Here is a 26706-nt window from a genome sequence, read left to right as displayed (position 1 = left end):
GATTAGGAGGCCAGCATGTGCTTGAAGGCCACGATGCGGACAAGCTTCGCGTCATAGACGCGCTGCCAGTTCGTCGCGGTCGCCAGCTCGGCGTTGGACGGCGTCACGCCGGCCTGGGTGCCGCCCAGCCACTTCACGCCGCGGGGATGCATGACCCACTGCCGGCGGTTGACGATGTACTCCTGGCCCATGCCCTTCAGAGCCTGGCGCTCGACTTCCACCGGCACCTTGGGCGACTTCTCGCCGAAGCCGATGGCGCCGGGGCCGAAGATGTAGGTGGTGAAGATGCGGGTCGCGCCCGCGCCGCTCACCGGCATGCTGTCGTCGACCAGCACGGACTTGCCGAGGTAGGTCGGGATGGTCAGCTTGCCCTGGCTGTCGGGCACGAAGTCGATCAGGTCAGCCTTGACCATCGCCTTCAGGGTCAGCGAGTGGACCGCGACACCGGTCAGACCGCCCTGCTCGTCACCGAGCAAGAAGGCCGAGTCGATGAAGGAGTCGGCGTCGAAGTACTGCGCACCGCCGGTCAGGCCGGAGATGTCGTTGACGTTGGCCGCCATGGAGGCCGCGCCCATCGCGCCCGAGAGGGTCGAGAGCAGAGCGGTCTGCATACGCTTGTTCCACCAGTCGGCGAAACGGTTGGCGATCGCGTCGATCGGGTCCGCGCCCGACAGGTCCGCAGCGAGGTCGGACGTACCGAACGCCTTACCGCGCAGAAGCTTCACGGCCACGTCCTGGCCGGTCGTCATCTTGCCAACGGTGAGGTCGGTCGAGTCGTCGAGCACCTGCTCGGAGTCGCTCGCGTCGAGGTCGTTGAAGAACGGCATGTTGACCGTCTTGCCCTCGATCTCCGAGTCGATGACGCTGGTCAGGTCGGTGATGATGCCCGACGTGAACAGCTCCGACTTCTGGGTCGAAAGCGTCTGAACGTACTTGTTGAACTTGGTCGGGACGATCATGTCCGCGAGACGAGTCTCAGTCATTTCTCACTCTTGAGGTTATGACTGGCCTTTGCTCTCTTGGGAGCAGCTTTTTGCATTCACGCAAACGCCGGGGCGCAGAACGTCCCGGCGTCGGAATGAATGAGCGTTTTGGGTGTTTAGTCCTTGACGCCGGCTGCAGCCTTGAGCTGCTTGGCCAGTTCAGGTTTGGTGTTTTCCAGCACCATTTGCTGGGTGATGTTGCGCGTCTCCGCGGCCCAGGGGTTCACGACCCCGCCGGCCGGCGCAGCGCTGTGGCTTCCGGGGTTGGTCCCCAGTCCACGCTTCTCTTCGGGCTTGAAGAGCGACGCGGATTTCTCGCGGATCTCGGCGACGAGATCGGCGACCGTGAACGGGGTGCCGTTCACGTCCTTGATGCGGGGGTTGCCGTTCGTGTCGATCACTTCGGTGACGACCTTGCCGTCCTTCATGGACGTGCGGACGAACTTGCCCACCAGGAGTTCAACGGCATCCCGCGCGTCGTCCAGGGGGTTGGCTTTGGCGACTTCCGACTTGATCAGGCTTTCGCCCATGATGGTCTTCAGCTGCCCCACCAGGCTGGCATTCGCGTCCTCCAGACCCTTGACCTTCGTGGTCCACTCGGTCTCCTTCAGTCCGTACTGAGCGGAGAGTTGGCCCTTGATGGTTTCGAGCTTGGTGTTGGCGATCTGCTCGGCCTGCTTCTCGGGATCGAGTGCAGTCAGTCGAGCCGCCGTTTCGACCGCGGTCTTCGCGGCTTCCGGCGTGATGTCTCCGAAGGCGGTGATGCGTTCGAGCGCGGTGCGAGCCGCGGCGACGTCGAGGCCTTCGTAGGGCTTGAGCTGCGCCTGGAGCACGGAAACGTTGTTGCGTTCCGCACCGAGCGCCGTCTTCAGGCCCTGGGTGTTGTCGAGTTGGAAACCGTCGACCGGCGTCACGTTCAGGAAGAACTTGCCGTCCTTCTGCACGTAGTAGCCGCGGAGGCCCTCATCGAGTTCATTGAGATCAGTTACGACTGCTTTAAGCATATCCATCCCGGAAATGCGGGGCATCCCGCCCCTCGTGATAAAAGGCCCGTCAAGCATCCCGCTCGATGGGCCGGCGATATCCCCGAGGACCGGGGAATCAGGTTTGCCGGCACAGATCGTCGTTCGAGGCCGTCCCGGCGCTCGGTTGATCAGTGCTGGCGAATTGGCTGGGACCGCTGAGCGGCCCTGTATGCTCTGCCTACTCGTGGCAGGAGAGACTGGCTGGCAAGGCAGGACTCGAACCTGCGACATCCTCGTTAACAGCGAGGCGCTCTACCGATCTGAGCTACTTGCCAAGAAAGTGTTCGGCGGCGGCGCGGGCGTGCGGCGCGCTCTTGGGTATCCCTGCTCGTCTTGTGCGGGATGCGAGCTGAGACCGCCGAAATCGCGCTCGACCAATGACGGGAGCGCGAACCCGTGTCGCAAAAAGCCCCGCCAAGATGTTGGTCCCGGCGGGGAGCAAGTTGGAGTGAGGAAAACAAAAACCCGCCCAGGCAAACCTGAGCGGGTGACGTACGGACGAAATGTCGGTGGTCAGTCGTCGATGCCGAAGCCGCACTGGGAGCAGGCGCCATCTTCATCGCGATGAGGCTTGGGCTCGCTGAGAAGCCCGAACTCCTCGGGTGTCGAGAACTCGATCGTGTCGTGCTCGGTGAGCAGGACGACGTCGCCAGCAGCGCACTGCTGGTGCCCCCATCGGTTCGCCATGGTGATGCCGCCGAGGCTGTTCATAGTCAGCTCGCCCGATTGCAGGCGCTTGACCAGCCAGGCGGGCGGAACCTCCTCAGCAAACTGGCCCCAGAGGGGCAATTTGAAGGCTTGGACGAGGGTTTTGCGTTCGAAGAGCCGCACGGTCACTCCATTTGCATTCAAGCAAATGAATAAGCACGGTACCGCGGTTTTGTCAAGCCCACCTTGTCCGGGCATGCAAACGGTCTGCAAACGGGTCAGTGGCTGAAGAGCCAGCGCAGCCCGAGCCAGATGAGGCCCAGGGCAATTACGGGCATGAAGGCGTCGAGGAGGCCGAGGTAGCGGATGTCCGCCGTATGCTTGGCGATCCGCTCCAGGTTCTCCTCAGCCTTTGACGAGGGTTGGGCCGGTGGGCTTTCGGGGGCCGGCCTCTGGTTCTCCGGGCTGATCTGCAGCCACCGGTCGATCTTCTCCCCTAGATTTCCCATGTTTTACCCGGGTTTTGCCACGAACGTTAAACTTCGGCTCGAAGCAGATCGGGCAGCAGTAGTACTCGTCACCCACCAGCTTATCGAACAGCACCACGGACCGAGGGATCATCCGGACGAGTTCCTGCACCAGCGTGCCTTGCTTCAGTGAGCAGGGCTCGCAGTAGTAGGTCTCAGCTTTCAGTTCCAAACGGATCTCGGCCATGGGGCGTCGCTGCTATCATGCGCATTTGCGCAAGTCAATCAGATTTGCTTTTTCGGCCGAAGCTGGCCCGGACCGAAATCCGGCAAAGGCTGTGACGGGGTGTTGCTGTTTGCAGCCGGCGCACCGCTCGTCTGACCTCCGCCGGCCGGCGCCTTCGCAGGATCGGCCTGAGTCCAGCGGCCCGGCATCATGCCGTCGTTGGACTGCATCAGCTCGTCAACCTTGGCCCACAGCGCCAGCTCCTGCGTCATGTCGAAGTCGTCACCCAGCAGGTTCCGGTTCTTCACCTCGGTCAACAGGGCCTGACGCGACAGACCGCGCTCTTCCCACATCTTTACCAGCTGCGCGACCTCGGCGAGCCGGTCCTTCGTGTTCGAGAACTCGGTGTTCAGGAGCGCCTGGACCTTGGTGTAGTCCTTGTTGGTCCACTGCCCCATGAACAGGATCGCCTTCTCGATCGAGTCCTGGCAGTTGATGGCCATGTCGTGGACGACCGAGTGGACGCGCGTCTCCTGGATGTCGCGCTCGTTCTGCGGAACGTACTGACGGTGCGTGCCCGTGACCGGGTTGAGCGCCATCATGTCCATCTGCATTTCGAGGGTGTTCAGATCCTTGGCGCCGGACTCGATCGCCGTGCCTTTCGGCTCGACGTAGTACCAGCGACCATTTGCCTCAGGCGCGTAGAGCACCTTGTACGGGCCGATCGCGAACTGCTTCTCGTCTTCCGGATCGATCACGACGCCGGAGCACGCCAGCATCGGGAACCGGGCGGCCGACAGGATCGACCGCTGATCAGAGCTGGAGATCCAGTGCTCGATCTGCTTGTAGGCGAGATCGATGAAGACCGGGCGCACCAGATAGTCGGCTTCCTTTTCGCCGGCATACATGGTGACGAACGGAACCTCGGCCATGTTCTGGAGCGGCGCCTCTTCGATGAAGTCCCAGTTCGAGCCGCCCGACGTCGCCTTCTGCTCCCAGAGTTGAACGATGCCGGAGGTCTTGGTTGGGTCGATCTCGATGACCCGCATCTGGTTGTAGAGCACCTCCTTGAAGCCGTCGCGCTCGGCGCGCTGGCTGCGGATGCGGACGTGGACGGTCTTGGTGTCGCCACCGACATACTGGTCGTAGGCCGCGGCGACGTCGTTGACCTTGAACATCTTCATGAACGGCCGGGCGCCGGATGCCTTCTGCTGCGCCAGGCTCTTCATGTTGTAGGTGTCGGGATGATCGACGAGGATGTGGCACATGCCGTCGAGCATGGCGTTGTTGAAAAACTGGTGGGCGAAGACGTGCAGGTGGTTGCCCTGCAAATCGATGTCCTGGACCCACGTATCGAGGTCAGGATCGCCGTTGTTGACCTTCAGCAGCGTCCGGAAGGGTTTTGCGGAAGCCGCATCCACGGCCTCCCTGAGCTTGTTGAGAGCGAACGTGGAGGCCAGGCGCGACTTGTAGCGGGCGTCGGACTCCTTCTCGTATTGCGGAAGGAACTCCTTGTCCATGGCGCGCATCGTTTCGGTGCCGCCGTAGACCGCGCGCAGCATGCGCGTGCGCTGCTGCATGGTGACTGCCGCGGACGACAATTCACCGGGGTTACCCGTCTTCGGAGACGGCGTGTATTTCAGTTGGGTATCGGCCATTTCAAATGGGTCCTGACGTTACCAGTCAAGGATCGCCGCCTTGCGTGGACCGAGGAGTTCGTTGAAGGCATCGGAAGCCGCGTCCACCTGGTCGTCATGGACGCCAAGGGGGAAGGTCTCCAATTCGTCGGTGAAGCAGTCATTCCAACTGCCCACCACCATCTTCACGTTTCTCCCCTCGGCCTGCGCAGCGAATGCGGCAGCCCGGGTCTCTTTCGAACCAGTGGGGCGCGGTGTCTTGACGATGTAGCCGGCGAGCCGGCGGATGAAGTTCTGGGCCTGGCTCTTGCCGGCCTGGCCCGGGTCTTGGGGGATTACGATCGAGACCGATCGGCCGTCGTTTCTGGCTGTCTCGAAGATCTTCTTCTCGACCTCCAGCGGCGAGCCGCGGAAGCGGATGACGTTCTCGATGTAGAAAATGCCTTGGCTGTCCTTCGACATCAGGACGCCGACCGTCCAGTCGCCGTCAGATGATGCCGCCAAGTCCCACGCGCGCACGCGCACGCGCTTGGCCGGAAGCTCGGTCGGAGCCTCGAACCACTCGGCTCGGAACAAGCCGCCGTCGTCGGCCATCGGCTTCTGCTGATAAAGCGCGGAGAACGAGCGCTCGCCGAGAACCTCGGAGCGGTCCATCAGCGCGTTGTAGGAGAAGCGGTTCGGCGCCAGCGGCTCCTTGGGCTTGCGCCGCAGCGGGTCGCCCGGGACCGTGCCGTCCTCGTTGAGGATCATGCGCTTGACGCCGTCCTCACCCTCAGCCCATTTGACCTCGGGGAGCGCCGGCAGCAGCAGGATCTCCCACGGGAGACCTTTGCCGTCGTTCATCATGTCGATGAGGCGGCCGGCGATGTCGTCGTAGTGCCACCGCGTCAGCGTGAGGACGATTGCAGCATCCTCTTCAAGACGGGTGTAGACGACGTCTCGGTACCAGTCCCACTGGTCCTGGCGGAAGTTGGCCGACTTGACCTCTTTGCGATCCTTAATCGGGTCGTCGATCAGGAAGAGGTTGGCGCCCTTACCGGTGGTACCGGTGCCGACGCCCACTGCGAAGTATTTGCCGCCGGCTTCCAGCTCCCACTCGTCTGCTGCGCGGTTGTCGGACCGGATCGCGACGGATGGGAATAGCCGATTGTACTCGGCGCTGCGGACGATGCCGCGGACTTCGCGGCCGAAGGTGGTGGCGAAGTCGCCGTTGTAGGACGCCGAGATGATGTTCTTGTCGGGATTGCGTCCAAGGAACCACGCCGGGAAGCGGCGGGTCGACAGCTCGCTCTTGCCGTGCCGCGGCGGCGCGAAGATCATGAGGCGCTTGCATTCGCCTCGCTCGACGCGCTCAAGCGCATCCGCCACGATGTGGTGGAATGGGTCGGCGTAGTATTTGTGGAGCGTGTACTCGGTGAAGTCGATGAGGCGTTCGCGGCCTCTCCTACGACGCAGGATTTCGGCCGCGGCCTCCTCGGGGGAGACCTCGGTTATGCTGTTCACGATTTTCTCGGAAGGTTTAGACTCCGACCGAGGCGCGAGCGCAGATGCCCCCGAAGCGGCAACTCGGTCAGAGTGAATGGAGACGCGGGCTGGAGTCGAACCAGCCTCCGCGGAGTTGCAGTCCGCTGCCTGGCCGCTCGGCCACCGCGTCGAAAAGGAGGACCCCACGCCCTCTGGCCAAGAGGATCGTCCTGTTAGTTCAGGACTTAGTATTGCGGTCGATCGTCACCGGGTAACGGAAGCTCCGGCTGCCACGATCGATCCCGTCAGGGGTCTTGTTGGGTTGGCGTCAGTGGACGCTTTCCTTCTTCGGCGGCGTGCGAGGTGCGGCCGGGGCTCGAGCTGCGATCTCCAGCAGCTGCTCCTCGGTCATCTGAGCCGCCTCAGTCTTGACGTTGAGGTTGGTGTGGTTCTCGTCCTTCTGGCCGAGATAGTTCTTGCCGAGGAAGATCGAGGCCGGCGCGTTCTTGTCGGCCAGCGCCATCTGCTTCCGGCGCAGCGAAACCTTCGCGCGCTGCTGCCCGTCGTCCCAGGCATCCCTGGCGACCTCGTGCTCACTCAGAAAGCTGACCAGCGTGCGCCGGCTGACGCCGAGAACGCCTGCGGCCTCCTCTTGAGTGCAGAACAGCTTCGCCAGCTCGGAGAGAGCGCGCAGCGTGTCTTCGTCGGGCTGGAGCTTGGTCTTGCGCGCCTGGACGGGAGCCGAAAGGATCTCGTCGAGAAAGGCGCCCTCCTCCGCATCCTTCTCGGCGGCGGCTTTCGCGGCGGCCTCGCGCGCGGCTTTCTCCTCGTTCGTCGGCCGTCCCCGGCGACGCGGCGGTAGATCAGTCATTGTTCTTGTTCTTTCTTGCGACTGTTAGTGAGGTGCGGCCTGCACATGCTGGGGACCGACCTGGCTGAGGTCGATCGTCACCCAGAGCCCGTCAGGCGGCATCTCGACGATGATGTATCTGGCCTCCTCCGGATCCTCGGTCTCATCGCCGTAGCGGTCGAGGATCTCGGTGATGTTGGCCTTGAACCCGCCCTCGAAGGTCATGGTGCCTTCAGCGAGATTGATCTCGAAGCCGAAGTCCTCGGCGGGGTCGTAGGTCAGGACTTCTGAAGGCTTGGCAGCGCCAGCTCGATCCATGAGAGGATATCCGACTTCTTGGCCGCGCCGGTCGTGACCGCGGTGACCATTCCATTGTCGATCGCGACAAGCGCCGGGATCTGGTTGATTTTGAAGCGCTGCGCCAGGAGCGAGCAGTGCTCGACGTTGGCAGTGAAGACCGCCACCTTGCCGTCGAGATCCTTCTCGATCTCCTGGATGATCGGCGTCATCGCCTTGCAGGGCTGGCACCACCTCGCCTCGAACTTGATGAGGACGGGTGTCGGCGCGGCGAGGACGTCCGAGATCGGGGTCGCATCGGTGATGGATTTCATCGGGAGAAGATCTTCTTGAGTGAGGAGATGCCCGCGACACCGCAGATCGTCAGGACGATCTGTTCCTGCATGGTGTTGTAGGGAGCGGGGAGCGCGGCGATCTTCCAGCTGCCGATCTCGTGGCCGAGCAGAGGCATGGAGTCGAAGACGACCGCCGCGACGTGAAAGAAGAGGACAGCGAAGGCGACCGGAACCATCCAGGCAGTGAACCAGTGCTCGCGGTCGCCCTTGCGCATGTCGGCCGCCATTCGGGCGACCTCGACTTTGTAGCGCAGCTCGGCCACGTTGAGTGTGACGTCGCCGCCTACAGCGGTCTTGAACTTCTCCAAGTCCGCGTCGGACTTTTTGTTGAGCCAGCTCAGAAAGCCGGACGCGAGCCCGGGGATGAGGGACAGGAGCGTGAACATGGTGACCTCAAAGAGGAGGCCACCATGCGGGGCCTCAGGTTACTGTAATGCCGAGTGCTGATGCGATTTCATTCGTTCGATCCGCGCCGAGGATCGTTACGAGCGCGCTCCAACCCGCCTTGAAGCGGTCGTTGGTGGTGAGCATGGCGTCCTTCTGGGTGGTGAAGGACATCCAGAGCAACCAGGCCTGGGTGTTGCCGGCGATGAACGTCTGGATCTTTGCGGCGTCGTCCGTGGTGAACTGCGCCATCAGATCCTGCGGAAGCACCAGCTTCGGGAGAGCAGTGAGCGCCGTCAGGATTTCATCCGATGTCGGCGCAGATTGAGTGGCATCCTGCCACTCAAGCCCGCTGATATCGTCACCGCGGAGCGTGAACTTGGCGCCGGGCCGGATGGACTCGATCGCCTGAACAAGATCGTAGTGAATCATCATTTATCTCCGCTGCGTGCTGATGATGTTCATTTTGTTGAACCAAGAGGCTGTTCCTGCGCTGACCCAACCAAACATGGAGAACGTAGCCAGTCCGTCGCCGGCCGAAGCAGTAAGCCACTCGTTGCCAACGATGTTGTAGTAGTTGACTGTCGTTTCGTGGTACGCGAACGGATTTCCTACGACTGATCCATTTATTGAGCATGACGTATACGTGGCCTGCCCGCCCGTATTATGGGACGAGTTCGCTTGGATGGTTTGAGAGCATATCTCGTTGGTCCACATAAGGACGAAGCAGCGAGCGCCAGCGTCCAACTCGATAGGCGATGTGCTTGAAGTGGACACGGTGGTGCCACTATTAGCAGCTGCAAGCAGTCCACTTTCGTTGAACCACGAGCGCGTGTGGCGCGCATTTTGTTGATCAGCGAACTGACCGGACGCATTGGTGTACACCATGCCCACTAGCGAACGACTGTCGTCGCCGCTCTTGGACATAACCCCTTCGTTGCCTGCAGCGGTGCTGGTGGCGCGAGCCGTCGTGCTGAACTCCACCGCGACGGCGCTGCCAGTCCAGTACGCATAGACGTAGTAGACCGTACTGGCCGAGAGGCCGGCATTGGAGATGGCGACGCCTCCGCTTGGAAGGCGTCTCCACACTCCATTGATCTTAATCAGATCGCCGTTGCCGTAGGTGAGGATCAGCTGCGTTGCGCTACTGTAGACCAGCTTCACCTGGCCATGGGCGAAGGCGCGAGCTTGCGCCGTCGCGAGAACATTAAATGGCATGGTTGATCCTTAGCTGACCCGCGTGGCTTGCAGCGTCCCGCTCACCGAGTATCCGGCGCCCGACCAGCTGGCCTGCGCGTTCAGGTAGTAGCGGGTGGTGGCGGCTGCCGTGACGCGAATGCGAGGCGCCGTATGGCAGATGGAGTAATCAGCTCCCGACGGGTGTCGGGTATGCGGCGTGAACCCAATTGCGCCGGAGCCGACCGAAGCACTCACCGTGCTGATGGCTGTGATCCAATCGGACGAAGTGGTCGCGCCGGGACCGCCGAAGATGCTGAAGAAGTCGAGGTCCCAAACGCCGGCCGGCACATCGATGAAGCAGATGTTGCCCGGCGTGCCAGAGCCAGCAAAGTTCAAGCTGCCGCTGACCGAGATGCGCTCTCCGCGCATGCCGCTCGCAGGCTGCGTCGTCCCAGTGGTGCCCGGGATCTGACCGACTGCCGCTGTTGCGATGGAGGTGAGCCCAAGGTTGGTGCGGAACGCAGCCTTGTCGAGGATGTCCGAACCGTTGGTCGACTTCTGGAGTGTGTCGGACGCGCTGTAGGCGCTCATGGCGAACACGTAGACGACGTCGCCGCCAACGCAGGCGCTGTTCAGCACGATCGAGGTGCCGTTGCTGGCCGTGTAGTCGCTGTAGGGCAACCACATGCCGTTGACCACGACCTCGACGGCACCAGCCGTGTAAGCCAGAGTCTTGGCGAAGGCGTCGGCGCCCGTGAAGGTCGTCTGCCCGGCGGTCGCAGAGAAGATGAAGCGCTTCAGCGTGCCAACGGACACCATGTCGTTCCAGGCCGCGCCGTCGTAGGTGCGGAACTTCTTAGACACGGTGTTGAAGTAGAAGTCCCCAGCGTTCGGCGCGGCGCCAAGCGGATCGGTCGCCGGGTCAGCGGTTAGACCACCGTAGTAGATGCCTTTGAACTCGTTGATCTTGGTCACGGCGTCGGCCGCGGCGCCCTGAGCGCTTGCCGCGTTTTCAGCGAATGTCTGCGCGGAGGTCGCGTAGCCCTGCGCATTACTGGCCGCCGTCGTCGCCACGCCTGCCGAAGTGCCGGCGCTGAGCGCGCTACCAGCAGCCGCATCTCGCGACGCCGCTGCGTCAACTATGTGCTGGTTCGCTGACGTTTCGCTCGCGGCGGCGTTGGTTGCCGCGGTCTCGGCCGCCTGCTTGTAGGACCGCGCGTTGGCCTCGTGACCCGCCGCTGCTGCGTTGCTGGCAGCAGCCGACGTCGCCGATGCTTCGGCTGCCGTCATGCCGGCTTCCGCCCGATAGGCGTAGGTCGGATTGCCGGGATCGCCGGGATCACCCTTCAGCCCAGGCTCGCCCTTCGGGCCAGCGATACCCTGATCACCTTTCAGACCGCGTGGGCCGGCAGGACCAGCAGGACCCGGGCCGCCTTGCGGGCCGCGGAAGGCGCCGATGTCTTTCCAGTTGCCGTCAGACCAGGCGTAACCGCGGCCGGTCTCTTCAGCGAGCCAGACATCCCCCTCCCCGGCGCTGGCCGGCAGATCGAAATTGGTCGCGACGATGCCCTTCAGCGCGATGCCGCGCCCGGTGTCGCCCTTGAGCCCCTTCTCGCCCTGCGGGCCGGCGGGCCCCTTCGGACCAAGCGGACCAGCATCGCCCTTGATGCTCGGAAACATCGAGCGCAGCTTCGTAAGCGACATCGTCTCGATGACGCCGTTGTATCGAACGTCGAGGTAGACGTCATCCTCGTTGGGAGCTGGAGGTTCGCCGGCCGGCGCCTGCTGACCAGTCGCAAGACCGATCTGCTTGTTGAGGAGGAGGTACTTCGCGCCCTCTGCCGTCAGCGTGACGATCGAGTTCTGCGCATAGAAGTCCGTGCCAATGGTGATGCCGCTCGGGGACAGCACCTGGTAGCGTAACGTGCCCATCGTTCTTCTTTTTTGTTTGGCACCGGGGGAGAGACTTGAACAACTCTCGCAGCACAGTTTTGGAGACCGGCCGCCTACGCCAGAGGACCCCGATGCATGAATTTAGAATGGCGTGAATTTCGTTCGATCGGCGGGGTGCCCTGTCCCGCATCTCTTCGCTACCCGCAATGCGGCGGCGTCAGCTACTTTGCCATCGTCATCATGGCGCGACGGGAGGCCGTTCCGTCCTCGATCGAATTGGTGCCAGCGGGAGGAGTTGAACCAACGACCTGCGGCTTATTGAAGCCGCTGCTCTCCCATTGAGCTACACTGGCGAATGGGTGAGGACGACCTTCTCAGGGCCTTGCCTGCTGCTCCTCAACAGCGCCCACCCTCTCGCGTGACCGCGAGACCAACCGCGGCCCGGGTGGCCCAGAAGCATCACACGCGGACACTGGTCTTGTGCCGGCGCTTGTCGTGAGAGGCGCGTCTGGGGCTCCATTGGTGCCCGTCACTCAATCGGTGACGGGCTGTGCTCGCAACAGCGAGCGCTCGGCTTGACACATGGCGAAACCTAAGACGGTCGTTTGCGCGCGCCAATGGGTGACTTCATTGCGGTTCCGAGGGTAGCGCCACGACTACGCCAAACCGCGCAATCTCATGGGGTATTTTGGAAACAAGTGTTTCCTTGGCTCTCTGGAAAACCGACCGCAGCGTCGGGTGCTGTCTTCCAAAATTTAGAAGGTCGTGCGGATCGCTCATTGGGGGCGACGTGTGATCGCGCAATCTCGATGCCACTGGGTATCTCCCGGCCCAAATTGCGATCTCACTCAGTGTTCTTAGTAACAACTGCTCCTCGTTTGACAGAGCGAAGCCAGCTTTGGCGGCTAGTCCATCTAGCTCATGCGACTTCAGCTCACTATTGAGCTTCGTCTCGTTCGCTAGGGTCGGATCGTTGGCGACCATCATCCCCTTGAAAACGTTCTCAAGCGCGAATGCGTAAAGCAATTGCGCCGGCAAATAATTTGGAGGTTCGCAGCGCACCTCCGCCACGCCCGTTTTATCTTCTGAAGAATAGGACTTCTCGACCGCCTCACGCCCCGCGGCCTCAAGCGCGCTGAAATAGGCAGGCGCGCCCGCTTCTTCGCGCTCCAATATAGTTTCGGCCGCAGCCTGTAGGCTTTCGGCACTTGACAGCCAGACGGATGGGCTCTGTCCGGCTTTGAACATCTCTTCGACCCAACCCATTTCGGTCTCGCTTTCTCAATGGCCAGCAGGCCAGCATCAAATATCCGCGAGGGAAAGATAGCAAGAGCGGAGCGCCTCGTGTCGGATCTCAGGGCTCGTGGGGCACCATCGCCATCGCGCAGTTCCTGCGCTGGACGCATGTCGCGTCACCGCTCTTGGGGAGTAATATGGCTCGTGACCGTCACCGCCCCGCAGGACGACGACTCTGATCCTTTCGACCTCGATCTGCATCACGCTGATCTTCTGTCACCATTCTGGCAGAATGGTAACAACGGTCGTCGGCGACTTACCATGGACCTCTTCGCCGATTGGCTGTGCGCTATGACGCCGCCGCGCGACATCACGAGCCATTAGGTGGGGGCGGTCCAATCCAGAAGTCGACCGACCTGGTGCCTCAACTGCATCGCGTTGACGGGGATCAGCCGTTCCTCCTCAGAGGCCGCTTTGAAGAATTACGAGGGCTACGGGAATACTGGCTTACCCGTTAGAGCCGACACCCGTTACCGGGGCGGCAGTCCACCTATCTGGTTAGAGTTGAAACGTTGGGTGCCCGATGTTTTGCAGCAGAGCTGATTTGTCATCGGGCGCGGCGGGGTAAAGGAGGAGGAAACCCCCGCCGCAGGCCGGGTCTTAGCAGTCGGTCAGGGATCGATGTCCCTACTCCCTGTTCTGTGCTCCGGGGATGGTGTTGTCTCAGTAGAGCCGCTTGCGGACCTGGAAGCGACGAACGCGCATGGTCGCAGAGCCGGCGCCTGCGCCGATCGCCTTGACGTGAGCAGTAACCCAGCTCTTGGTGGTGTAGTTCGGCACGATCAGCTTCTCGGTCTCGAAGAGATACTTGCGCCCCTCGGTCGGGCCTGCGCCCCACCCGGTGCCTTGGCAGTAGCCATCCATCGCGGTAACGGCGCCGAAGCCGTTGCCGGTGCCGTTGGCCTGAAGGTAGAGATACACGCCAGCCAGGTTCGACGATGCGTTGTCGACGACGACTTCGGCGCTGGCCTGGAGGATGTCTCCCGGAGACCAGTTGGCAAGGGCGACGTCCTGATGGACATTGACCTCGTCGTTGAGCGCCGTGAATGTACAAGCCAGGATCTGTTCCTTGAGGCCAGATCCGTCCGATGCATCGGCCACAGAAGCGGTCGCTGTTGCGCCGCCCGCGCGAGAGCCGATCCAACTGGTTCCGACCTGGCCGGTGAGGCCGGCGCCAACCGTACCAGTGGTGCCGCCCGTGAACATCGGGTTGGTCAGCAGGTTGATCAGCGAGTTGCTCGGCACCTCGAACGCGCCGCGAACGCCGTGCGCCCGGGGCGGCATGATTGCCGTCAGCACCTGGGCGAACGCCTTGCCGCCGAGATAGCCGCCGAGGTTGGCCTCGTGGACGCCGTCGATCGCTCCGAGGATCGAGATCGCGGTCGTCGACGTCGCCGCCGGATTGTAGATCGCCGCCGCCAGATCGAAGAGCACCATCCGAACCTTCTCCGCATATTCGCGGATGTTCTCGTTCAGGATGATGAGCTGCGTGATCTGGGCAGCCGAGAAGTTGTTCGCGCCAGGATCGAGGACGACGAGCGGCAGCATGCCGTTGGCGATGCCGGCGTCGATCATCGTCTTGATGTTGTTCCAGGCGGTGATGCCAGAGGTCGTCGCAGTCGGATACGCCTGCGCGATGTCGTTGACGCCCAGGTGGATGTAGAGGACGTAGGCGCCGCTATCGATCGCGGCCTGTAGACGCACCAGCGCCTGGTCGGTTCGGTCTCCACTCCAGCCGAGGTTCTGGACGAGAATGGCGCGTTGTCCGGCGAGAGCGTTGCCGACGCCGAAGTGGTTGTTGGCGGACTTATTGCGGTAGGCGCCGTCCGCATGGATCTGAGCAACTCGAGAGTCGCCAAGGGCAACGACAGTGTTGGGATGACGGTAGAGCTTGCTCGAAGTAAGAAGGCGCGTCTTTGCGGTCATTGCTTTTCCGTAAGGTAGTAGCCTTCCGGATCGACCAGGATCGCACCGTCGACATCGGTCAGAAACACTTCGCCGCTCGGCGGCGTTGCCTGCTTTCTCTTGTCGTCACGATTTTCGAGGTAGGCGATGAGACGACGTCGCGTCCAATGCGCCTTCGCTGATTTTGCCATAGGCTTGTTGTTCTTGTTGTTGGCCGGATGTGATCCGGCTGGCTTATTCGACGTGCTCCTGCGGGATCTTCCAGTTCGGAGGAACTGTGGTCGCCGTCAGGCACAGGTTGGGGACGAGCTTCTCGAACACCCAGTCGGAATGGGCTTGGTCGACGCCCTCGCTCGGCCGCACGAGCTTGGCGTGCGCGTAGAGCTTGGTGACGGGGCCGCCATATGCGAGCGGCTCCCACACGTCGGCGTCGAGCTTCATCCAGGCGATCATCGCCGAGGCCTGCCTCTTGGAAGAGGCGACCATCACGTTCTTGTACATGGTCAGGCTTTCGCGATCGCCCGATCGATCCAGGCATAGATCTCGGGGTTGTCGCGGCGGGCCATGATCAGGACCGGCGTCAAGCGATTGACGACCGTCTCCTCACTGGCTCTTAACTTGAGCTTCGCCGCCGCCCAGCAGGCGTGGTTGATCTCGTGCTCAAGCACTTCCGCGAAATGTGAGTCCGGAAGATCGGTCCGGACCTTGATGTGGTATTCGAAGACGTTGCAGAGCCCACGGCATCCCTCGGCTTCCGCCTCGACGGGATCCCAGTGGATCAGCTCGAATTCCGTGATCCCGACCTTGATGATCTTCGGGAGCTTGCGCCGATCAGGCAGAGGGCGGCGGCTCACGACAGGTCCGCCGCGGTGCAAGGCCGGATGAACTTCCGGACCTGACCTCCCCTCGCCCAGATGACTTCCGGATGGGGGTTGTTGCCGTTCCAGCCCTGCTTCGTCAGCCAGGCCCGGACCTTGCCCGGGTAGCTGTTGAAGATGAGCTTGGAGATCTCGGCGGCGTGCTCGAAGACTGGCGCCTTGCCGTCCTCACGGGTGATGGCCGTGGCGGAGTGGAAGCCGAGAGAGGCATCGGGCGTTGCGCAGACCTTCTCGGGGCGCAGAATGCCAAGCACGATGGTGCAGGCTGATGCGCAGTCGCCGTCGATCACCACGTTGGTGCCGGCGTCGCGCATGTCGGAGTACTTCTTGACGAACTCGGTGATGATGCCACCTTGGTCGTCGGTGATGAACGTCGCGGCCCGGCCAGAAGTGAACTGGACAGGCACGTCTTTGGCCGACGCTGGCGTCAGGGCGCACAGCATCAGCGCGCCCGCGAGGGCGTTGATCAGAGCTTTCATTTTGGCGTGGCTCGGTTGCGCGCCGGGGGTGCTCTAGCCGAACAACAGGCAGATCAGGTGCAGCGCCACAACGGCTGCGATGACGAGCATTAGGGGCGCGAGGAGGAGAAGACGGTCAAATGTCTTGAAGCATCTCACTGGCGCACCTCGACGGGGGTGTAGAGGAAAGCCCGCTCGATCGAGGCCTGCCAGATGACGTAGCTGAAAAGGAATACGGAAAACGGAAACGGCATGAGCGCTCCTCAGCGCCCTTGCGGCGCCTCGACACAGAAGATGTTGCTGACCTTGTCCTCGGCGCGCGTCAGCTTGACCGCGGCGAAGATGTTGATGGCGGTCGCGAAGACCAGGACGGCAGCACAGACGATGCTGACGATGTTCTGGTTCATCAGATCACCGTGTAGACGCCATCGGGCGGTACGCGCGTGGCCCAGTTGGGCACGAACTCGGTCTCGAACTTCGCCAGCTCTGCGCCGGTTGCGTTCCAGTGCGGGCGCATGATGACGAGGCGCTCGAAGCGGGCGCCGGTCACCGCGGCGGTGTAGCCGTAGGCTTCCCAATCCTTGAGATCGAAGGCGCTGAGGTATTGCCGGGCGGTATGCTCGGTCGCAGCGACGAGTGCGTAGCGGTCCTTCAAGTTCATCTCCCCTTGCGGGGCTACTCGAAGAGCCCCTTTTCGATTGCGACGAGGCGCACCGCGGACATGACGTCGGCGGTGCGTCGTTCCTTGATGGCGGTGATCGGTGTGACACCGCCGAGAAAGTCGTTGGACCGCTGCATCCAGAACTGCGCCTCGACCGGCCCGACGAGCTTGTCGAGCTGGGTGATGGCTTGCAGCGCGATCGCGGCGAGCGGTGATGTCGAGATCGGATCGGCACCGGCCTTGGTCACAGCTCGATGATCCTCGTGAGTTCGGGTTGCTTGCCGCCGTCTCGGAGCTGGTAGAGGACGTACGGCGGCCGGATTGGGTCTCGCTTGCCCAGATAGGTGACCAGCTCGTGCTTGACGGTGAACGCCGCCTCAGGAGCGCCGTTGGTCATGACGGTGTAGATGTATGTCGATCTCGCCATCGTCAGACCTCTTGGTGAAGGGTGGACCCGCGCTGCTCGGGGCAGTCAGCGGGCTCTTGGTAATCAGTGGATGCCGCCGAACAGGAGGTTGGCGGCGGCGCAGATGCTGAAGGCGATGAGCACCGTGCGGGTCAGGCGGTCGTGAAACTCTGCGCGGATTTGCGCGCGGATGAACTGCAACTGGCGGCGACGGGTCATGGCTTCCTCTGCAAGATCGTGGCGACGGCGAGCGCCGTGTATCGGCGCCACATGAATTCGGGCTGGCCGTGGAAGCAGCAGAGCTGGCGAGCGACACGCTCGTGCGCCGGCATGGTCAGCAGCTCGACGTCCTCGGCGGACCAGCCCGAGACCCGAGGCTTCGTCCTGAAGCGCCAGGCCGTGATGCCGGCCGCGATGATGATCGAGCAGCCGGCTATCAGCAGGAACTCGCCGACGTTCATCCCCGCAGCTCCTTGCGGAGCATGGTGACGACCTTGTCCATGGCGACGCGGGTCAGGATGCCGTTGACCTCGTTGTCCGGCACGTCGATGAACGTTATCTCGGCGTCCTTGTCGACCGGTGCGCCGAGCGGCGCGGCGCGCAGCGGGTTGCGCACAAGGCGGGTGACGCCGGTCTTCCAAGTGCCGAGACGGGTCCAGCTCTTCAGCTCGTCCTCCAGCGCATCAAGCGCGAGGTCGAGCAGTCTGATCTGTTCCTTGTCGTCGGCCATGACGCCCCCAAATGGTGACCCGAGCTGCCGAGGGCATTGCTACGGGCTCTGTGAAACCTCAGTCTTCGAGATCGGCGGAGGCCGAGGCCATCCATCTCGTCAGCAGGAGCGCTCCGGCCAGGATCAGCATCGCGCCGAAGCACAGCGTCAGAAGCTGGATCGTCAGTTGGCCTAGTGCGGCTACGAACATGAGATCGGTCATCATGGTCGGAGCGCTCCCTTCGAAATCCTTGCATTCGTGCAAACGTCCGGACACGAGTTCCCTGCCCGGGGGTTATGGATGCCGACCTGCTGGTCCCATCCTCGTTTGCACGAATGCCAATGTAGCCCCTTTCCTACGGCCATACCCCGGTTTTGTCAAGGGGTCGGACTTGCAGTCGTGCAAATGGGGGGACCCGGCTCGACTGTTGCAAAAAGGTTACGGCTTTTTCTGACAGGAGGAGGAAATGCAAACGCGCGCAGCGCGCATTACACTCTTGGTTCTTAAGTAGAGTCTACTGAACCAAGGAGTCTAATATCTACGGATAGTAATATACACGGTTCAAGATGTCGGCGAGGCCGACACGGCGTGTCGGGATAACCGACATACCCTGTCGGCGAGGCCGACACGGTCAATCGAACGAAACCACCGCGCGCGCCGGCCCTGTTACGATACGGTCCTGGGCGCGAAGCGCCCCGCCCGATCGGATTTCGTACCATGCCTCAGCTCACACGTCGGCCAGACAAGGATCCACACCACGAGGGAGGCTGGTTCGTCTACTTCGGGGACGTCCGGGTCGGTCACATCGGCCGGAGAGCTGGCGTGCCCACGCAAGCCCCGCAATGGGGCTGGAGCTGTGGGTTCTATCCCGGCTGCGATCCCGGCCAGCAGACCCACGGAACGGGCGAGACCTTCGATGACGCGCGCGCCGGCTTCGAAGACGCCTGGCGGCAGCTGTCAGCAACTCGTACCGAGGCGCACTACGAGCTGTGGCGGCAGAACCGCGACTTCCAGGCCTGGAAGGACCGGATGCACGACGAGCATCTGCCGATGCCGACGCAGCGGACATCGGGCCGGTCGCGCTGCTTCTGCGGCGCCGAGATCACGAATGCCGGCGTGCCGGCGCACATCCAGGCGGCGCACCGCGGCCTCGGGGACTGATTCGCTTTTCGCTCTCCCCTTGCCTATCTGGACTCCGGTCAGTGGAGTTCAGCGTATGGTCTCGCCCTCGATCATCCCCAACGATCGGCTGGACAAGGATTTCTACTTGGTCCTGGAGGACTTCCGGAGCGGCGCGGCCTTCCGCGAGACCGACGAGGGCGTGGACTACCCTACCCTGATCACTGATCTGCTCTCCGGACAGTACGACCAGGTGCTGCGCGTGGTCGCCTTCAACCCGGCTGAGGGTTGGTCGCGGGATGCTTCCGAAGATGTGGCGCGGGATCTGGAACGGCGGATCAGCGCCGAGGGCCGCGAGGTCTCCGACACCCTGAAGGACTTCATCGAGAGCCAGCTCGGGCGCAAGATGGGCGTGCAACTGGCGCTTCCGCTTAGCTAGTGACCGGTGATCTGGCCGAGCAGTCCCAGGCCTGCGTCCAGAACCGTCGCCTTGGGGTGGCTACCGCAATAGCTGCGCACGAAGTCCTGCATCGCGTTGAACGGCATTGCATCCAGGTCGATAATCGATTGCCCTTGAAGCTTGCGCGCCGCATTGATGCCGCTCAGCCATCCCTGCACCCAACTCATGTAGGCCACTTCGTTCACCGTTGCCCGCGCCTGGCTGAAATGGGTGCAGCTCGCCGTGCCAACACCAAAGACTTCCCCTGCGGCGTTCACTGCGCCACTAGAGCACGATGTCATTGCCAGCGCGATCACCAAAGCTCTCATCATGTTCGCCCCTCCTGCACTAAACTCGGCTTCCTAGCACAAAACGACTCGCATTTCCCGCGACCGTGCATAGATTCCGGTCATGACCAGACAGTTTGAATTTTGCAAACCGGAGGCCCGGAAGGTCGTCCCGGCGGGTGCTGACTGGATCCACGAGGTCAAATACGACGGGTACCGCGGGCGCGTAATCCGCGACGGCAAGGACGTGAAGGTACTGTCGAAGTCCGGCCTGGACTGGACCTGGCGTTACCCGATGATCGTCGAGGCGGCGCGGAAGATGCGCCAGAGCCAGTTCATCATCGACGGCGAGATCTGTGTGCTCGATGTCCGCGGCATCTCGCAGTTCGACTGGCTGCACTCTGGCCGCTACAACGACGACGCCCAGCTCTACGCCTTCGACTTGGTCGTGCTTGACGGCGATGACCTGCGGGACCTGCCGCTATTCGAGCGCAAGGAGCGACTCGCCAAGATCCTGCACCGCCGGCCCGAAGGGATCTTCGTAGCACCGTTCGAGCGCGGCGAGATCGGCCCGAGCCTGTTCGACGCGGCCTGCCGCATGGGGCTCGAGGGGTTGGTCTCAAAACACCGCGAGCGGCGGTACCGGCCGCGGACCTGCGAGTGGATCAAGGTGAAGAACCGCCAGCACCCGGCCTTCAGTCGCGTCCAAGATCAATTCTAAGCTTCTTGGGACGCTCGACGCAGTGCCGGCGCTCACAGTCCAGGTGGGAGCGCATTGCGAGAAGCTCCTCCAGATCACCCCAAGTTCTTCAGCAGCTCGAATAATTGTTCCTTCTCGGCGTCGGCTTCTGCTTGTGTTTGGTATCCGCACGAAACGAGAGTATCGGAAGAAAGGAGGAAAAGACCTTTAAAGCCCTCGCCCATCATACTCGGATAATTCCGGTAAACCATGTGCTCGCCAGTACGCAACTCTTCCCAAGTAACGTTGCTTATCAAAAGAAATATTATGGTTCTGTAGGAGAGCCCATTTCGGACCGATTTTACTAGCTCAGACTTTGTTCTTCGTATTAGGTGCCGTACTTTTTTCATTGTTGGATCTACGGCAAGCGCCGGAAACCCATCGAGAAGATGTTCCAGCTGGCTTTGAACGAACTCGCACTCCTTCATTGCAGCCAGATAACACCGCCGCTCTTCCTTTGAGTTCCTGATTTTATCAACAATCCCCGAAAGCCCGAACAAACGGCTCGCCGGGGCGACCTGCCGTTTCTTGTCGCGACCGATACCGAGAATGCGTTTTGCCTCGGCAACCGCAGGACGCAGCTTTTCTTTAGTGGCCTGATCAAGCTGAGGTAATCTTCCGGCCGCGATGTCTCGCCCCATCTGCTCTAGCCGAGCGTGATCAAAATAATGATCTGTAAGCGCCAGCGATAACATCAGATCATCATCTGATCGGGGGCGTGCCCCGCAATTCTTACAGTTCGAAAACGCGCCGAGCTTGTGGTCTCCGCATTTAAAGCACACGGCTTCCGTCATTATCCCGCCTTTGCACGCGAGCAAGGTAAAAGAAGTTTAGTGCAAGACTGATCCAAATTCCCCAGACAAACCACGGTATGTCTGGATGCCGTTTCTTCACTAGTTCATCACCCATCGTATAGGTCAAAACTACAAAGCAAATTGCAGTTACGGTGAGGAGAAAATAGCGCAGTGGCTTCATTCTTTCTCCTGGTAATGAAGGCGGTTTTCCTTCGTCAGGTGTGAGCGTGTCTGTGGGGTGCTCGCGGTCGTGTATCGCCGCCAAGGGAGACGTAATACCCTTCTTCTCACGGTTTAGTAATTCAAATGCAACATCAAAAGGAACGCCACCCAAAGCCATGGAGTACGCAATCCAAGTCTTGATCCAAGTTTTGATGGTATGCAATTGCCCTTCTCCCCCTGCCTCCCGTGAGCGCGATCGACATGACCGCGAGAACTAGTTTCTTCAACATCGTCTCCTGCTCGCAGTGACTAATTGCAATTCGTGTAGAGTGAGTTGCCGACCTGGTTGGTAATGCAGTTGGTCGACCTCTGCTGCGCCGGCACAGGAGTCGTCGGCATGTAGTACGGCTGAGGTTGTGGTGGTTGGCGTGCCTGCTGCGCCAACATCCATTGAGCCAAAAACTGGCGCTGCTCTGGCGTTGGCGGTTCGGAAGCGCATCCAGTCAACAGGAACAATATTCCCAATACAAATATCCGCTTCATTGCTGCCCCCTCTGCTCCGGCACTGTCTACGGATTGCCGGATAGTTTCAAGGGCATTTGCAACTCTGTGCCGAAGGATACAACCACGGCATGTGGGTGGGTTTGTCCCGATCCGTAGGCACTGGCCTACGGAGGCCACCCTTTCAGCGCTGCATTACGTTGCGAATGAAGTCGAGGGGATCGAAGTCGTCGGGTTTTCTGCTTTTTGCGCGTTCGGTAAGTCGTGTCGCGAGTTCATTGCACGACGATTGTTCGGCATCGGCATCCGCGCGAAGTTTGCTGCCGAAGTAATCGTTGGGGGCAGCCCTCGCCTTCGCTACGCGCTCATAGACTGTCTGGCATTGCTTGGTCTTGTATCCTTCGTATCCCGCCACACCAAGCGTGACCACTGCAACGAGTGCCACGAACGCGAGACCAAGCCCGACTCCAATAATGCCCACAATCGCGACGCCGGCCGTGATCGACTGCCAGTTTCTCAGGATCAGATAGAACATGAAGGCAAGTACGATCCCAGCAAGCAGTAGATCTAGTGCTCCGCTTCCGGTGCCACCCGAGTTCATTCGCAAGCCTCGCGATTTCTCAATATACTTCGTCGCTGTGAAGCTCGTCCGGTTCTGTTCTGTCGGGGAAATGTAGCCGGTAGGCCTCCCGTCGATTTACGAACCTGTTGGTTGAGGTGACGAACCCATGGTCGTCACCATATGGTTGTTCGCCCTGATACCCGTCCATCGCTTGAAGAGCACGGATAGCATCACTGTGCCGGTGGCCTCTGATGACCTTTCCATTGGAGGCACGAACAGCAGCGCAGATGATTATTTCGGGCGTGGACTCGTCCATGGCCACATTCAATACAGTTGCTGTCATACTCCCTCCGCCGGCACCGTCTATCTACGGATTGCCGGATAGTTTCAAGGACCTTTAGGGGTGAAGAACCGGGCCCACCCGGCGTTCAGTCGCGTCCAGGATCAGTTCTGAGGCAGCGTGAGCGGCCCCGCGCGCGGCGGCGCTTCAGCCACTCGATGGCGGCTCTCTCCGGCCCGCGGGCGATCGCCAGGACCTCCTCACGCAGCTCCAGGAGTTGACGCACCTCGTCGATCGAGAACCCCTTCACCACCTCGGCGACCCGTGGCGACACCATCACCTTCTCCATGCCGACCTCCCATTGTTTGCTTTAGGGTAGCGCGAAGCGCTCGCTACCCACGCCCGCCTGCTCATGTGAGATCCATGGGATCGAGGTTGTCGAAGTCCTCGTCGGGGATTTTCTCCGACATTCGATGCAGCCGGGTCGCCGCCTCCTCCAGCTCCCCGTCCAGCGCGCAGTAGGTTTCGGCCGTGTCGGCTTTGGCCAGATGCTTCTCGATCAGGCGCCACAGCTCGACCCTGAACTCGTATTTGCTGAATGCCATCCACACCACTCCGCGCAGGACACCTGGTTCTTCTATCAGCGCGGAGCGCTGGCCGGCCATAGATGATCTCCCGGTAGCGCGAAGCGCTCGACGACCACGACGGTCTACAGATTGCGCGGCGGGGGGCCGAATTTGGTCTCCAGGCGGGATATCGCGGCGCTGTCGTTGGCGGCCCAGGTGACGCTGTGGCCCTCTTCCAGCTTCGAATAGACCGAGGCGAGGCGCTGCTTGTAGACGACAGTCTTCACCCGATCGGGCGGAGGCTCGCGGTTGATCGTTCGGAAGTCTTCCTTCTCGGTCCCGCGAACCCACCCCTCAGGCGTCAGGTGCCATTCGGTCCACTCGTTGCTCAGCGACATCTCGTACTCCTCCTGCCGTGAAACGTGCCGGCCATATAGGTGCGCCCGGAGAGGGTTACGAGATCGCCGCCGCGTTCCGGGGAGAGTCTTTCCGGTAGCGCGGAGCGCTCGCTACCCACGGCCGGCGTGGTGCTATGATCTCGGCTCTACCGAGGGCACGACCATGACCGACAGCGCCGCCGAGACGGCCAGGCTGATGAAGGTGACCGAGGCGATCGTCGCCGAGCTGCAGCGCCAGGGCGTGGCCGAGGCGGTCGCAGATCTCGGGTTCGACCCGACGCCGATGGCGAGGGCCGTGATCCGCGCAGCGGACGGGGACGTGGTCCCCTTCCCCCATGGTCAACGCGGCCATTGATGAGTCCTTCCGGTAGCGCGAAGCGCTCGCTACCCACGCCCGCCGCGAGCCCAGACGGAAATGGCCTTTTAGGGGTGGCTGCGCGCGGGTGAACCTCCCGATCGAGGGGGTCTTTTTCAGGCCATACCCCCCTTGATTTGCTCGGCCGTTTGCGCTAATGCAAACGCCAACGGGGGTCACCGCGGCAGGGCGCTGCGGGGGCCGCCCAGGAGGGCTCCAGCTTTGGGGTCCAGAGTATCGGACCGGGGCCGCCAGGCTCATGGACGGGCTCGGCTGATGATCCTGGCGGGGGTTTGGCGAAGATGCTGCGGGACCACGGAAAATGGCCTTTTAGCGGTCGAAAGTTTCGGGGTGACGCTCCACACAGGGGCATGTTCAAATAAAAAATCCTTCTACTAGACCCAGCCCTCCGTGGAATTTTCTTTCTTTGTTGAGACTAGACCAAAGTCTAATATTAAATTCCGAAAGGTTCTCTCTTTGTACTCAATCTTGACAGTGTCAAGACGTCGAATTGCAAAGATAATTTCGAATCGTGCAAACCACGCCGATAAGTCTTTGTTTTCACTAGAGAATTCTTGCGCAAATCATTGGTTTTCATTTGCATGGTTCGAAATGAGAAGCGGAAATATCGTTGTGTTTTCAACGCGTTAGATGGTGCGATTTTTCCCATTGGATCAAATCGAGTTGAGTCCTATGGTTGATCTACGGACGCAACGCGGCGCCCGGGCCTCCCGCGCAAGACGCGCAACCGACTGAGAAACATACGTTTCTTGGAACGGGGGAGGTTTGTCAAAACGGCAAATTTCCTCCGGGCCTCCGGACAAACGCAAAGGACTAGAGACCATGACCAACTCGCCCGCAAACAACCCCAAGACGCTGGGCCAGATTGCTCTTAACGCGGCTGTTAAGAGCGTCGGGAACGTCGACTCCGCCTGCTATGACGCAACCGTGGCCTTGGGCCTTGTGCTGGCAGCCAAGCAACTGGAACGGATGGAAACGGGCGAAACGCTCGAGTCGGACGCTTCCATCAAGGCCAATAAGGCCACGTTCCGCGCCTTCCTGAAAGAGTTCGCTTTCAAGGGCAACCCGGTTTGGCGCGATACCGCGCACATTGTCGACGCCTTCGCGGCAATGAAGCCGGAAACGCGGCGCAAGGCGGCGGCGGAGTATATCGACAAGAAGGCCAAGGGGTCGCGCTTGATCGATGGACTCGCCCGGCTCAAGACGCAATCCATGCGCCTTATGGCGGACGTCGTCACCAATCACGCGGACACGCTGCGAAACCTTCGCGCGCTGAAAGAGGCCGGCGCCGACGCTAACGGGCAGATGGAACATTTCCATTCGTTCGTCGCGGAAACCTACGGCACGACCTATGCCGCGCTGGAGTCCGCCTTGGCGCCGACGCCAAAGCAAAAGCAGGAAGTCAACCCGATTGACGCCATGCTTAAGCGCGCTGGCGACATGACCATGACCGATCTGGCCATTCTGGCGGAGCGTATCCAAGCGCTCTATCTGGAACGGGTCGCAACGGAGGCCGCCGTTACGGAGGCTTTCGCCAGCGAAGACGCGGACGCGATCGCGGACGCAACGCCGGAACTGATCGCGGCCTAAGCGCCGCCCCCACAAAACCCGCGGAGTAGACCTAGCCTCACCCGAGCGATCGGGTGGGGTTTTGGTGCTGCCTTGCACCCGGATTTTCCCCGGGGGTCCGGACGCCTCCGGACGGGCAGAAATGCACACGTCCCGTTTCATTTTGGCAATTTTCCACGCCGGGTCACTCGACCCCCACCCCCTATCCAGTCCGGAGCCTACCCAATGTTTCGCACAGCATCCGTGCGGCGCAACGTCGCCGACAATCTACGGCGCCTGCACGCCATCCCGGCCATCGTCGCAGACGACGACATCCTCGCGCTGCGCGACGAGCTGTCCTTCATGGATAGCGACGAGATGCACGGCTACCTCACCGAGGAATACAGCCGGCTCGGCGACTGGGGCCAAGTCATCGCCCGCAACCTCTCCCTTGAACTCGCCTGATGAGGTACCGCGCCATGTCCCGCAACATCGCAGCCATCCTGCGCACCGTCGAGCTGGCCAAGGCCCAGCGCGTCAAGCGCAAGCACACCACCGCCCCTGCCCCCGTCGCACCCGTCGACGAGGACGCGGAAAGCTACGCGCGGTTCAGCGACTTCATCACGGAGTACGAGACCTTCGACCTGCCCGACTGCAAGGCGGTCACGCCTGGCCTCGTCCCGGTCTCACGTCGCGCCGAGCCGAAGTCCATCCACGATCCGGCACCGCGTGCGCGTATCGCGTTCGAGAAGCCCCGTGAGCGGCGTCCGCGTGACCCGTACGCGACCGGCAAGGACTGTGAGCTGCCCGAGTACCGGCAGACCCGCACCGTCACCGTCGAGGACGCATCCGGCCGGGCTCGGGGCGTCATCCAGATCAACCCGTTCTCGAAGCGCATCACGATCGGCGGCTTCGGTCTGACCACGAAGGCACGCACATGATCGCCAAGATCCTCAACGCGAAGGTGGACGTCGCCACCGGCTGCATCGTCCTCATGCTGTTCGCCTTCGCCGGCATCATGATGGGAGGCCTCCATGGCTAAGCAGTTCGGCATCCGGCGCGCACACGCCCGCCTCAAGCAGCTGCTCGACACCCGGCCGCAGCTCTTCGACCAGTCCGGCACGATCAGGCGCCAGTTCCGCGAAGCTGTCCTCAAGGACGAGCGCGGTGTGCAGGCCCATCGCTACGTCGACGACTGGATCGAGCGCCTCGCACCCATGCGCTGACGCCCTG

General features: G+C 61.6%; 43 protein-coding genes and 3 tRNA genes. 9 read left to right on the top strand and 37 right to left on the bottom strand.

Translation table 11 applies throughout. From position 1 onward, the window contains the following. Positions 1–2: 2 nt before the first annotated feature. The 17 genes from ACFLEY_RS22585 to ACFLEY_RS22505 form a co-directional block, all read right to left on the bottom strand. Positions 3–983, bottom strand: coding sequence for a major capsid protein (locus tag ACFLEY_RS22585; RefSeq protein ID WP_060912054.1), 981 nt, complete (start codon positions 981–983; stop codon positions 3–5). A gap of 116 nt (positions 984–1099) precedes the next feature. Beyond that, on the bottom strand, positions 1100–2011 hold the full coding sequence (locus ACFLEY_RS22580; RefSeq protein ID WP_129557598.1) for a hypothetical protein: 912 nt from the start codon (positions 2009–2011) through the stop codon (positions 1100–1102). A 195-nt stretch (positions 2012–2206) separates the two neighbouring features. Further along, positions 2207–2283, bottom strand: a tRNA-Asn gene (locus ACFLEY_RS22575). Positions 2284–2521: 238 nt separating this feature from the next. After that, positions 2522–2845, bottom strand: coding sequence for a hypothetical protein (locus tag ACFLEY_RS22570; RefSeq protein ID WP_060912052.1), 324 nt, complete (start codon positions 2843–2845; stop codon positions 2522–2524). 216 nt (positions 2846–3061) lie between these two features. Then, positions 3062–3370, bottom strand: a complete 309-nt coding sequence (locus ACFLEY_RS22565) for a hypothetical protein (RefSeq protein ID WP_129557597.1) — start codon at positions 3368–3370, stop codon at positions 3062–3064. Positions 3371–3408: 38 nt separating this feature from the next. Continuing rightward, positions 3409–5007, bottom strand: a complete 1599-nt coding sequence (locus tag ACFLEY_RS22560) for a DUF4055 domain-containing protein (protein WP_082756877.1) — start codon at positions 5005–5007, stop codon at positions 3409–3411. An 18-nt stretch (positions 5008–5025) separates the two neighbouring features. Next, positions 5026–6489 carry a phage terminase large subunit gene (gene terL, locus ACFLEY_RS22555; RefSeq protein WP_060912049.1) on the bottom strand — a complete coding sequence of 488 codons (1464 nt, stop codon included), beginning with the start codon at positions 6487–6489 and terminating at the stop codon, positions 5026–5028. Positions 6490–6566: 77 nt separating this feature from the next. Then, positions 6567–6640 (bottom strand) — tRNA-Cys (locus ACFLEY_RS22550). 138 nt (positions 6641–6778) lie between these two features. Further along, entirely contained in the window at positions 6779–7321 is a 543-nt protein-coding gene (locus ACFLEY_RS22545; protein ID WP_060912048.1) for a hypothetical protein, read from the bottom strand. Positions 7322–7345: 24 nt separating this feature from the next. Next, positions 7346–7618 (bottom strand): hypothetical protein, encoded by a 273-nt coding sequence (locus tag ACFLEY_RS22540; RefSeq protein WP_060912047.1) that lies wholly within the window; start codon positions 7616–7618, stop codon positions 7346–7348. Further along, on the bottom strand, positions 7579–7911 hold the full coding sequence (locus ACFLEY_RS22535) for a co-chaperone YbbN (protein WP_060912046.1): 333 nt from the start codon (positions 7909–7911) through the stop codon (positions 7579–7581). The genes ACFLEY_RS22540 and ACFLEY_RS22535 overlap by 40 nt, the downstream gene beginning before the upstream one ends. After that, a complete protein-coding gene (locus ACFLEY_RS22530; RefSeq protein ID WP_060912045.1) occupies positions 7908–8318 on the bottom strand; it encodes a hypothetical protein in 411 nt (136 codons plus the stop codon). The genes ACFLEY_RS22535 and ACFLEY_RS22530 overlap by 4 nt, the downstream gene beginning before the upstream one ends. Positions 8319–8352: 34 nt before the next feature. Continuing rightward, a complete protein-coding gene (locus ACFLEY_RS22525; RefSeq protein ID WP_396604890.1) occupies positions 8353–8751 on the bottom strand; it encodes a hypothetical protein in 399 nt (132 codons plus the stop codon). After that, positions 8752–9534: a hypothetical protein gene (locus ACFLEY_RS22520; RefSeq protein ID WP_060912043.1), complete on the bottom strand. Its 783-nt coding sequence runs from the start codon at positions 9532–9534 to the stop codon at positions 8752–8754. A gap of 9 nt (positions 9535–9543) precedes the next feature. Then, a complete protein-coding gene (locus tag ACFLEY_RS22515; protein WP_396604889.1) occupies positions 9544–11427 on the bottom strand; it encodes a hypothetical protein in 1884 nt (627 codons plus the stop codon). Positions 11428–11665: 238 nt separating this feature from the next. After that, a tRNA-Leu gene (locus ACFLEY_RS22510) sits at positions 11666–11741 on the bottom strand. 274 nt (positions 11742–12015) lie between these two features. Continuing rightward, on the bottom strand, positions 12016–12654 hold the full coding sequence (locus tag ACFLEY_RS22505; RefSeq protein WP_396604888.1) for a hypothetical protein: 639 nt from the start codon (positions 12652–12654) through the stop codon (positions 12016–12018). Between the two features lie 174 nt (positions 12655–12828). Between ACFLEY_RS22505 and ACFLEY_RS22500 the strand changes: the two genes are divergently transcribed. After that, positions 12829–13008, top strand: coding sequence for a hypothetical protein (locus tag ACFLEY_RS22500; protein ID WP_396604887.1), 180 nt, complete (start codon positions 12829–12831; stop codon positions 13006–13008). 339 nt (positions 13009–13347) lie between these two features. Here the strand turns inward: ACFLEY_RS22500 and ACFLEY_RS22495 are convergent, their stop codons facing one another. The 13 genes from ACFLEY_RS22495 to ACFLEY_RS22435 all read right to left on the bottom strand — a co-directional run bounded on the left by ACFLEY_RS22495 (position 13348) and on the right by ACFLEY_RS22435 (position 17927). Then, positions 13348–14610 carry an SGNH/GDSL hydrolase family protein gene (locus tag ACFLEY_RS22495; RefSeq protein WP_396604886.1) on the bottom strand — a complete coding sequence of 421 codons (1263 nt, stop codon included), beginning with the start codon at positions 14608–14610 and terminating at the stop codon, positions 13348–13350. After that, positions 14607–14780: a hypothetical protein gene (locus tag ACFLEY_RS22490; RefSeq protein ID WP_171901278.1), complete on the bottom strand. Its 174-nt coding sequence runs from the start codon at positions 14778–14780 to the stop codon at positions 14607–14609. Before ACFLEY_RS22490 ends, ACFLEY_RS22495 begins: the two co-directional genes overlap by 4 nt. A gap of 43 nt (positions 14781–14823) precedes the next feature. Then, positions 14824–15090 (bottom strand): hypothetical protein, encoded by a 267-nt coding sequence (locus ACFLEY_RS22485; protein WP_396604885.1) that lies wholly within the window; start codon positions 15088–15090, stop codon positions 14824–14826. Between the two features lie 2 nt (positions 15091–15092). Next, positions 15093–15443: a hypothetical protein gene (locus tag ACFLEY_RS22480; RefSeq protein ID WP_396604884.1), complete on the bottom strand. Its 351-nt coding sequence runs from the start codon at positions 15441–15443 to the stop codon at positions 15093–15095. Then, positions 15440–15946, bottom strand: a complete 507-nt coding sequence (locus ACFLEY_RS22475; RefSeq protein WP_060912037.1) for a hypothetical protein — start codon at positions 15944–15946, stop codon at positions 15440–15442. The genes ACFLEY_RS22480 and ACFLEY_RS22475 overlap by 4 nt, the downstream gene beginning before the upstream one ends. 242 nt (positions 15947–16188) lie before the next feature. After that, the gene (locus tag ACFLEY_RS22470) at positions 16189–16332 is read right to left on the bottom strand and encodes a hypothetical protein (protein ID WP_171901277.1); all 144 of its coding nucleotides are present in this window, start codon (positions 16330–16332) and stop codon (positions 16189–16191) included. Continuing rightward, positions 16332–16580 carry a hypothetical protein gene (locus ACFLEY_RS22465; protein ID WP_396604883.1) on the bottom strand — a complete coding sequence of 83 codons (249 nt, stop codon included), beginning with the start codon at positions 16578–16580 and terminating at the stop codon, positions 16332–16334. Before ACFLEY_RS22465 ends, ACFLEY_RS22470 begins: the two co-directional genes overlap by 1 nt. A gap of 20 nt (positions 16581–16600) precedes the next feature. After that, a complete protein-coding gene (locus ACFLEY_RS22460; RefSeq protein ID WP_396604882.1) occupies positions 16601–16834 on the bottom strand; it encodes a hypothetical protein in 234 nt (77 codons plus the stop codon). After that, positions 16831–17013, bottom strand: coding sequence for a hypothetical protein (locus ACFLEY_RS22455; protein WP_060912034.1), 183 nt, complete (start codon positions 17011–17013; stop codon positions 16831–16833). Before ACFLEY_RS22455 ends, ACFLEY_RS22460 begins: the two co-directional genes overlap by 4 nt. Positions 17014–17076: 63 nt before the next feature. After that, entirely contained in the window at positions 17077–17211 is a 135-nt protein-coding gene (locus ACFLEY_RS22450; protein WP_396604881.1) for a hypothetical protein, read from the bottom strand. Next, positions 17208–17453 carry a hypothetical protein gene (locus tag ACFLEY_RS22445; RefSeq protein WP_396604880.1) on the bottom strand — a complete coding sequence of 82 codons (246 nt, stop codon included), beginning with the start codon at positions 17451–17453 and terminating at the stop codon, positions 17208–17210. Before ACFLEY_RS22445 ends, ACFLEY_RS22450 begins: the two co-directional genes overlap by 4 nt. Beyond that, positions 17450–17722 carry a hypothetical protein gene (locus ACFLEY_RS22440; protein WP_396604879.1) on the bottom strand — a complete coding sequence of 91 codons (273 nt, stop codon included), beginning with the start codon at positions 17720–17722 and terminating at the stop codon, positions 17450–17452. Before ACFLEY_RS22440 ends, ACFLEY_RS22445 begins: the two co-directional genes overlap by 4 nt. Positions 17723–17780: 58 nt before the next feature. Continuing rightward, the gene (locus ACFLEY_RS22435; RefSeq protein ID WP_171901276.1) at positions 17781–17927 is read right to left on the bottom strand and encodes a hypothetical protein; all 147 of its coding nucleotides are present in this window, start codon (positions 17925–17927) and stop codon (positions 17781–17783) included. Between the two features lie 597 nt (positions 17928–18524). Here ACFLEY_RS22435 and ACFLEY_RS22430 point away from each other — a divergent pair. Both ACFLEY_RS22430 and ACFLEY_RS22425 read left to right on the top strand, forming a co-directional pair. After that, positions 18525–18863 (top strand): hypothetical protein, encoded by a 339-nt coding sequence (locus ACFLEY_RS22430; protein WP_396604878.1) that lies wholly within the window; start codon positions 18525–18527, stop codon positions 18861–18863. A 55-nt stretch (positions 18864–18918) separates the two neighbouring features. Beyond that, the gene (locus ACFLEY_RS22425) at positions 18919–19260 is read left to right on the top strand and encodes a hypothetical protein (RefSeq protein ID WP_396604877.1); all 342 of its coding nucleotides are present in this window, start codon (positions 18919–18921) and stop codon (positions 19258–19260) included. Here ACFLEY_RS22425 and ACFLEY_RS22420 read toward each other — a convergent pair. Continuing rightward, positions 19257–19592 carry a hypothetical protein gene (locus ACFLEY_RS22420; protein ID WP_396604876.1) on the bottom strand — a complete coding sequence of 112 codons (336 nt, stop codon included), beginning with the start codon at positions 19590–19592 and terminating at the stop codon, positions 19257–19259. The two genes, ACFLEY_RS22425 and ACFLEY_RS22420, sit on opposite strands and share 4 nt — an antisense overlap. A 79-nt stretch (positions 19593–19671) precedes the next feature. On the opposite strand from ACFLEY_RS22420, the gene ACFLEY_RS22415 reads away from it, so the two are divergent. Then, entirely contained in the window at positions 19672–20268 is a 597-nt protein-coding gene (locus ACFLEY_RS22415; protein WP_396604875.1) for an RNA ligase family protein, read from the top strand. 74 nt (positions 20269–20342) lie between these two features. On the opposite strand, the gene ACFLEY_RS22410 is transcribed toward ACFLEY_RS22415, so the two are convergent. The 6 genes from ACFLEY_RS22410 to ACFLEY_RS22385 all read right to left on the bottom strand — a co-directional run bounded on the left by ACFLEY_RS22410 (position 20343) and on the right by ACFLEY_RS22385 (position 23549). Further along, on the bottom strand, positions 20343–21080 hold the full coding sequence (locus tag ACFLEY_RS22410; protein ID WP_396604874.1) for a hypothetical protein: 738 nt from the start codon (positions 21078–21080) through the stop codon (positions 20343–20345). After that, positions 21058–21465 carry a hypothetical protein gene (locus ACFLEY_RS22405; RefSeq protein WP_396604873.1) on the bottom strand — a complete coding sequence of 136 codons (408 nt, stop codon included), beginning with the start codon at positions 21463–21465 and terminating at the stop codon, positions 21058–21060. The genes ACFLEY_RS22410 and ACFLEY_RS22405 overlap by 23 nt, the downstream gene beginning before the upstream one ends. A gap of 462 nt (positions 21466–21927) precedes the next feature. Beyond that, complete coding sequence (locus ACFLEY_RS22400; protein WP_396604872.1) at positions 21928–22278, bottom strand: hypothetical protein; 351 nt, start codon at positions 22276–22278, stop codon at positions 21928–21930. A gap of 455 nt (positions 22279–22733) precedes the next feature. Next, on the bottom strand, positions 22734–22934 hold the full coding sequence (locus tag ACFLEY_RS22395) for a hypothetical protein (RefSeq protein WP_396604871.1): 201 nt from the start codon (positions 22932–22934) through the stop codon (positions 22734–22736). Positions 22935–22995: 61 nt separating this feature from the next. Further along, positions 22996–23250, bottom strand: coding sequence for a hypothetical protein (locus ACFLEY_RS22390; protein ID WP_396604870.1), 255 nt, complete (start codon positions 23248–23250; stop codon positions 22996–22998). 44 nt (positions 23251–23294) lie between these two features. After that, entirely contained in the window at positions 23295–23549 is a 255-nt protein-coding gene (locus tag ACFLEY_RS22385; protein WP_396604869.1) for a hypothetical protein, read from the bottom strand. A gap of 163 nt (positions 23550–23712) precedes the next feature. Here ACFLEY_RS22385 and ACFLEY_RS22380 point away from each other — a divergent pair, with 163 nt between their 5' ends. The 5 genes from ACFLEY_RS22380 (at position 23713) to ACFLEY_RS22360 (ending at position 26699) form a co-directional block, all read left to right on the top strand. Beyond that, positions 23713–23904 carry a hypothetical protein gene (locus ACFLEY_RS22380; RefSeq protein WP_396604868.1) on the top strand — a complete coding sequence of 64 codons (192 nt, stop codon included), beginning with the start codon at positions 23713–23715 and terminating at the stop codon, positions 23902–23904. Positions 23905–24747: 843 nt separating this feature from the next. Next, positions 24748–25515 carry a hypothetical protein gene (locus ACFLEY_RS22375; protein ID WP_396604867.1) on the top strand — a complete coding sequence of 256 codons (768 nt, stop codon included), beginning with the start codon at positions 24748–24750 and terminating at the stop codon, positions 25513–25515. Positions 25516–25719: 204 nt separating this feature from the next. Next, positions 25720–25938 (top strand): hypothetical protein, encoded by a 219-nt coding sequence (locus ACFLEY_RS22370; RefSeq protein ID WP_396604866.1) that lies wholly within the window; start codon positions 25720–25722, stop codon positions 25936–25938. 14 nt (positions 25939–25952) lie between these two features. Continuing rightward, positions 25953–26414 carry a hypothetical protein gene (locus tag ACFLEY_RS22365; RefSeq protein ID WP_396604865.1) on the top strand — a complete coding sequence of 154 codons (462 nt, stop codon included), beginning with the start codon at positions 25953–25955 and terminating at the stop codon, positions 26412–26414. Between the two features lie 93 nt (positions 26415–26507). Beyond that, positions 26508–26699: a hypothetical protein gene (locus ACFLEY_RS22360; RefSeq protein ID WP_253623415.1), complete on the top strand. Its 192-nt coding sequence runs from the start codon at positions 26508–26510 to the stop codon at positions 26697–26699. The last annotated feature ends 7 nt before the right edge of the window (positions 26700–26706 follow it).

The organism is Bradyrhizobium sp. YCK136, assembly GCF_044570075.1.
GTDB classification, from domain to species: Bacteria; Pseudomonadota; Alphaproteobacteria; order Rhizobiales; family Xanthobacteraceae; genus Bradyrhizobium; species Bradyrhizobium diazoefficiens.
Note: the sequence above shows the minus strand (reverse complement) of the source record. Positions and strands in the feature narration are given on the sequence as shown.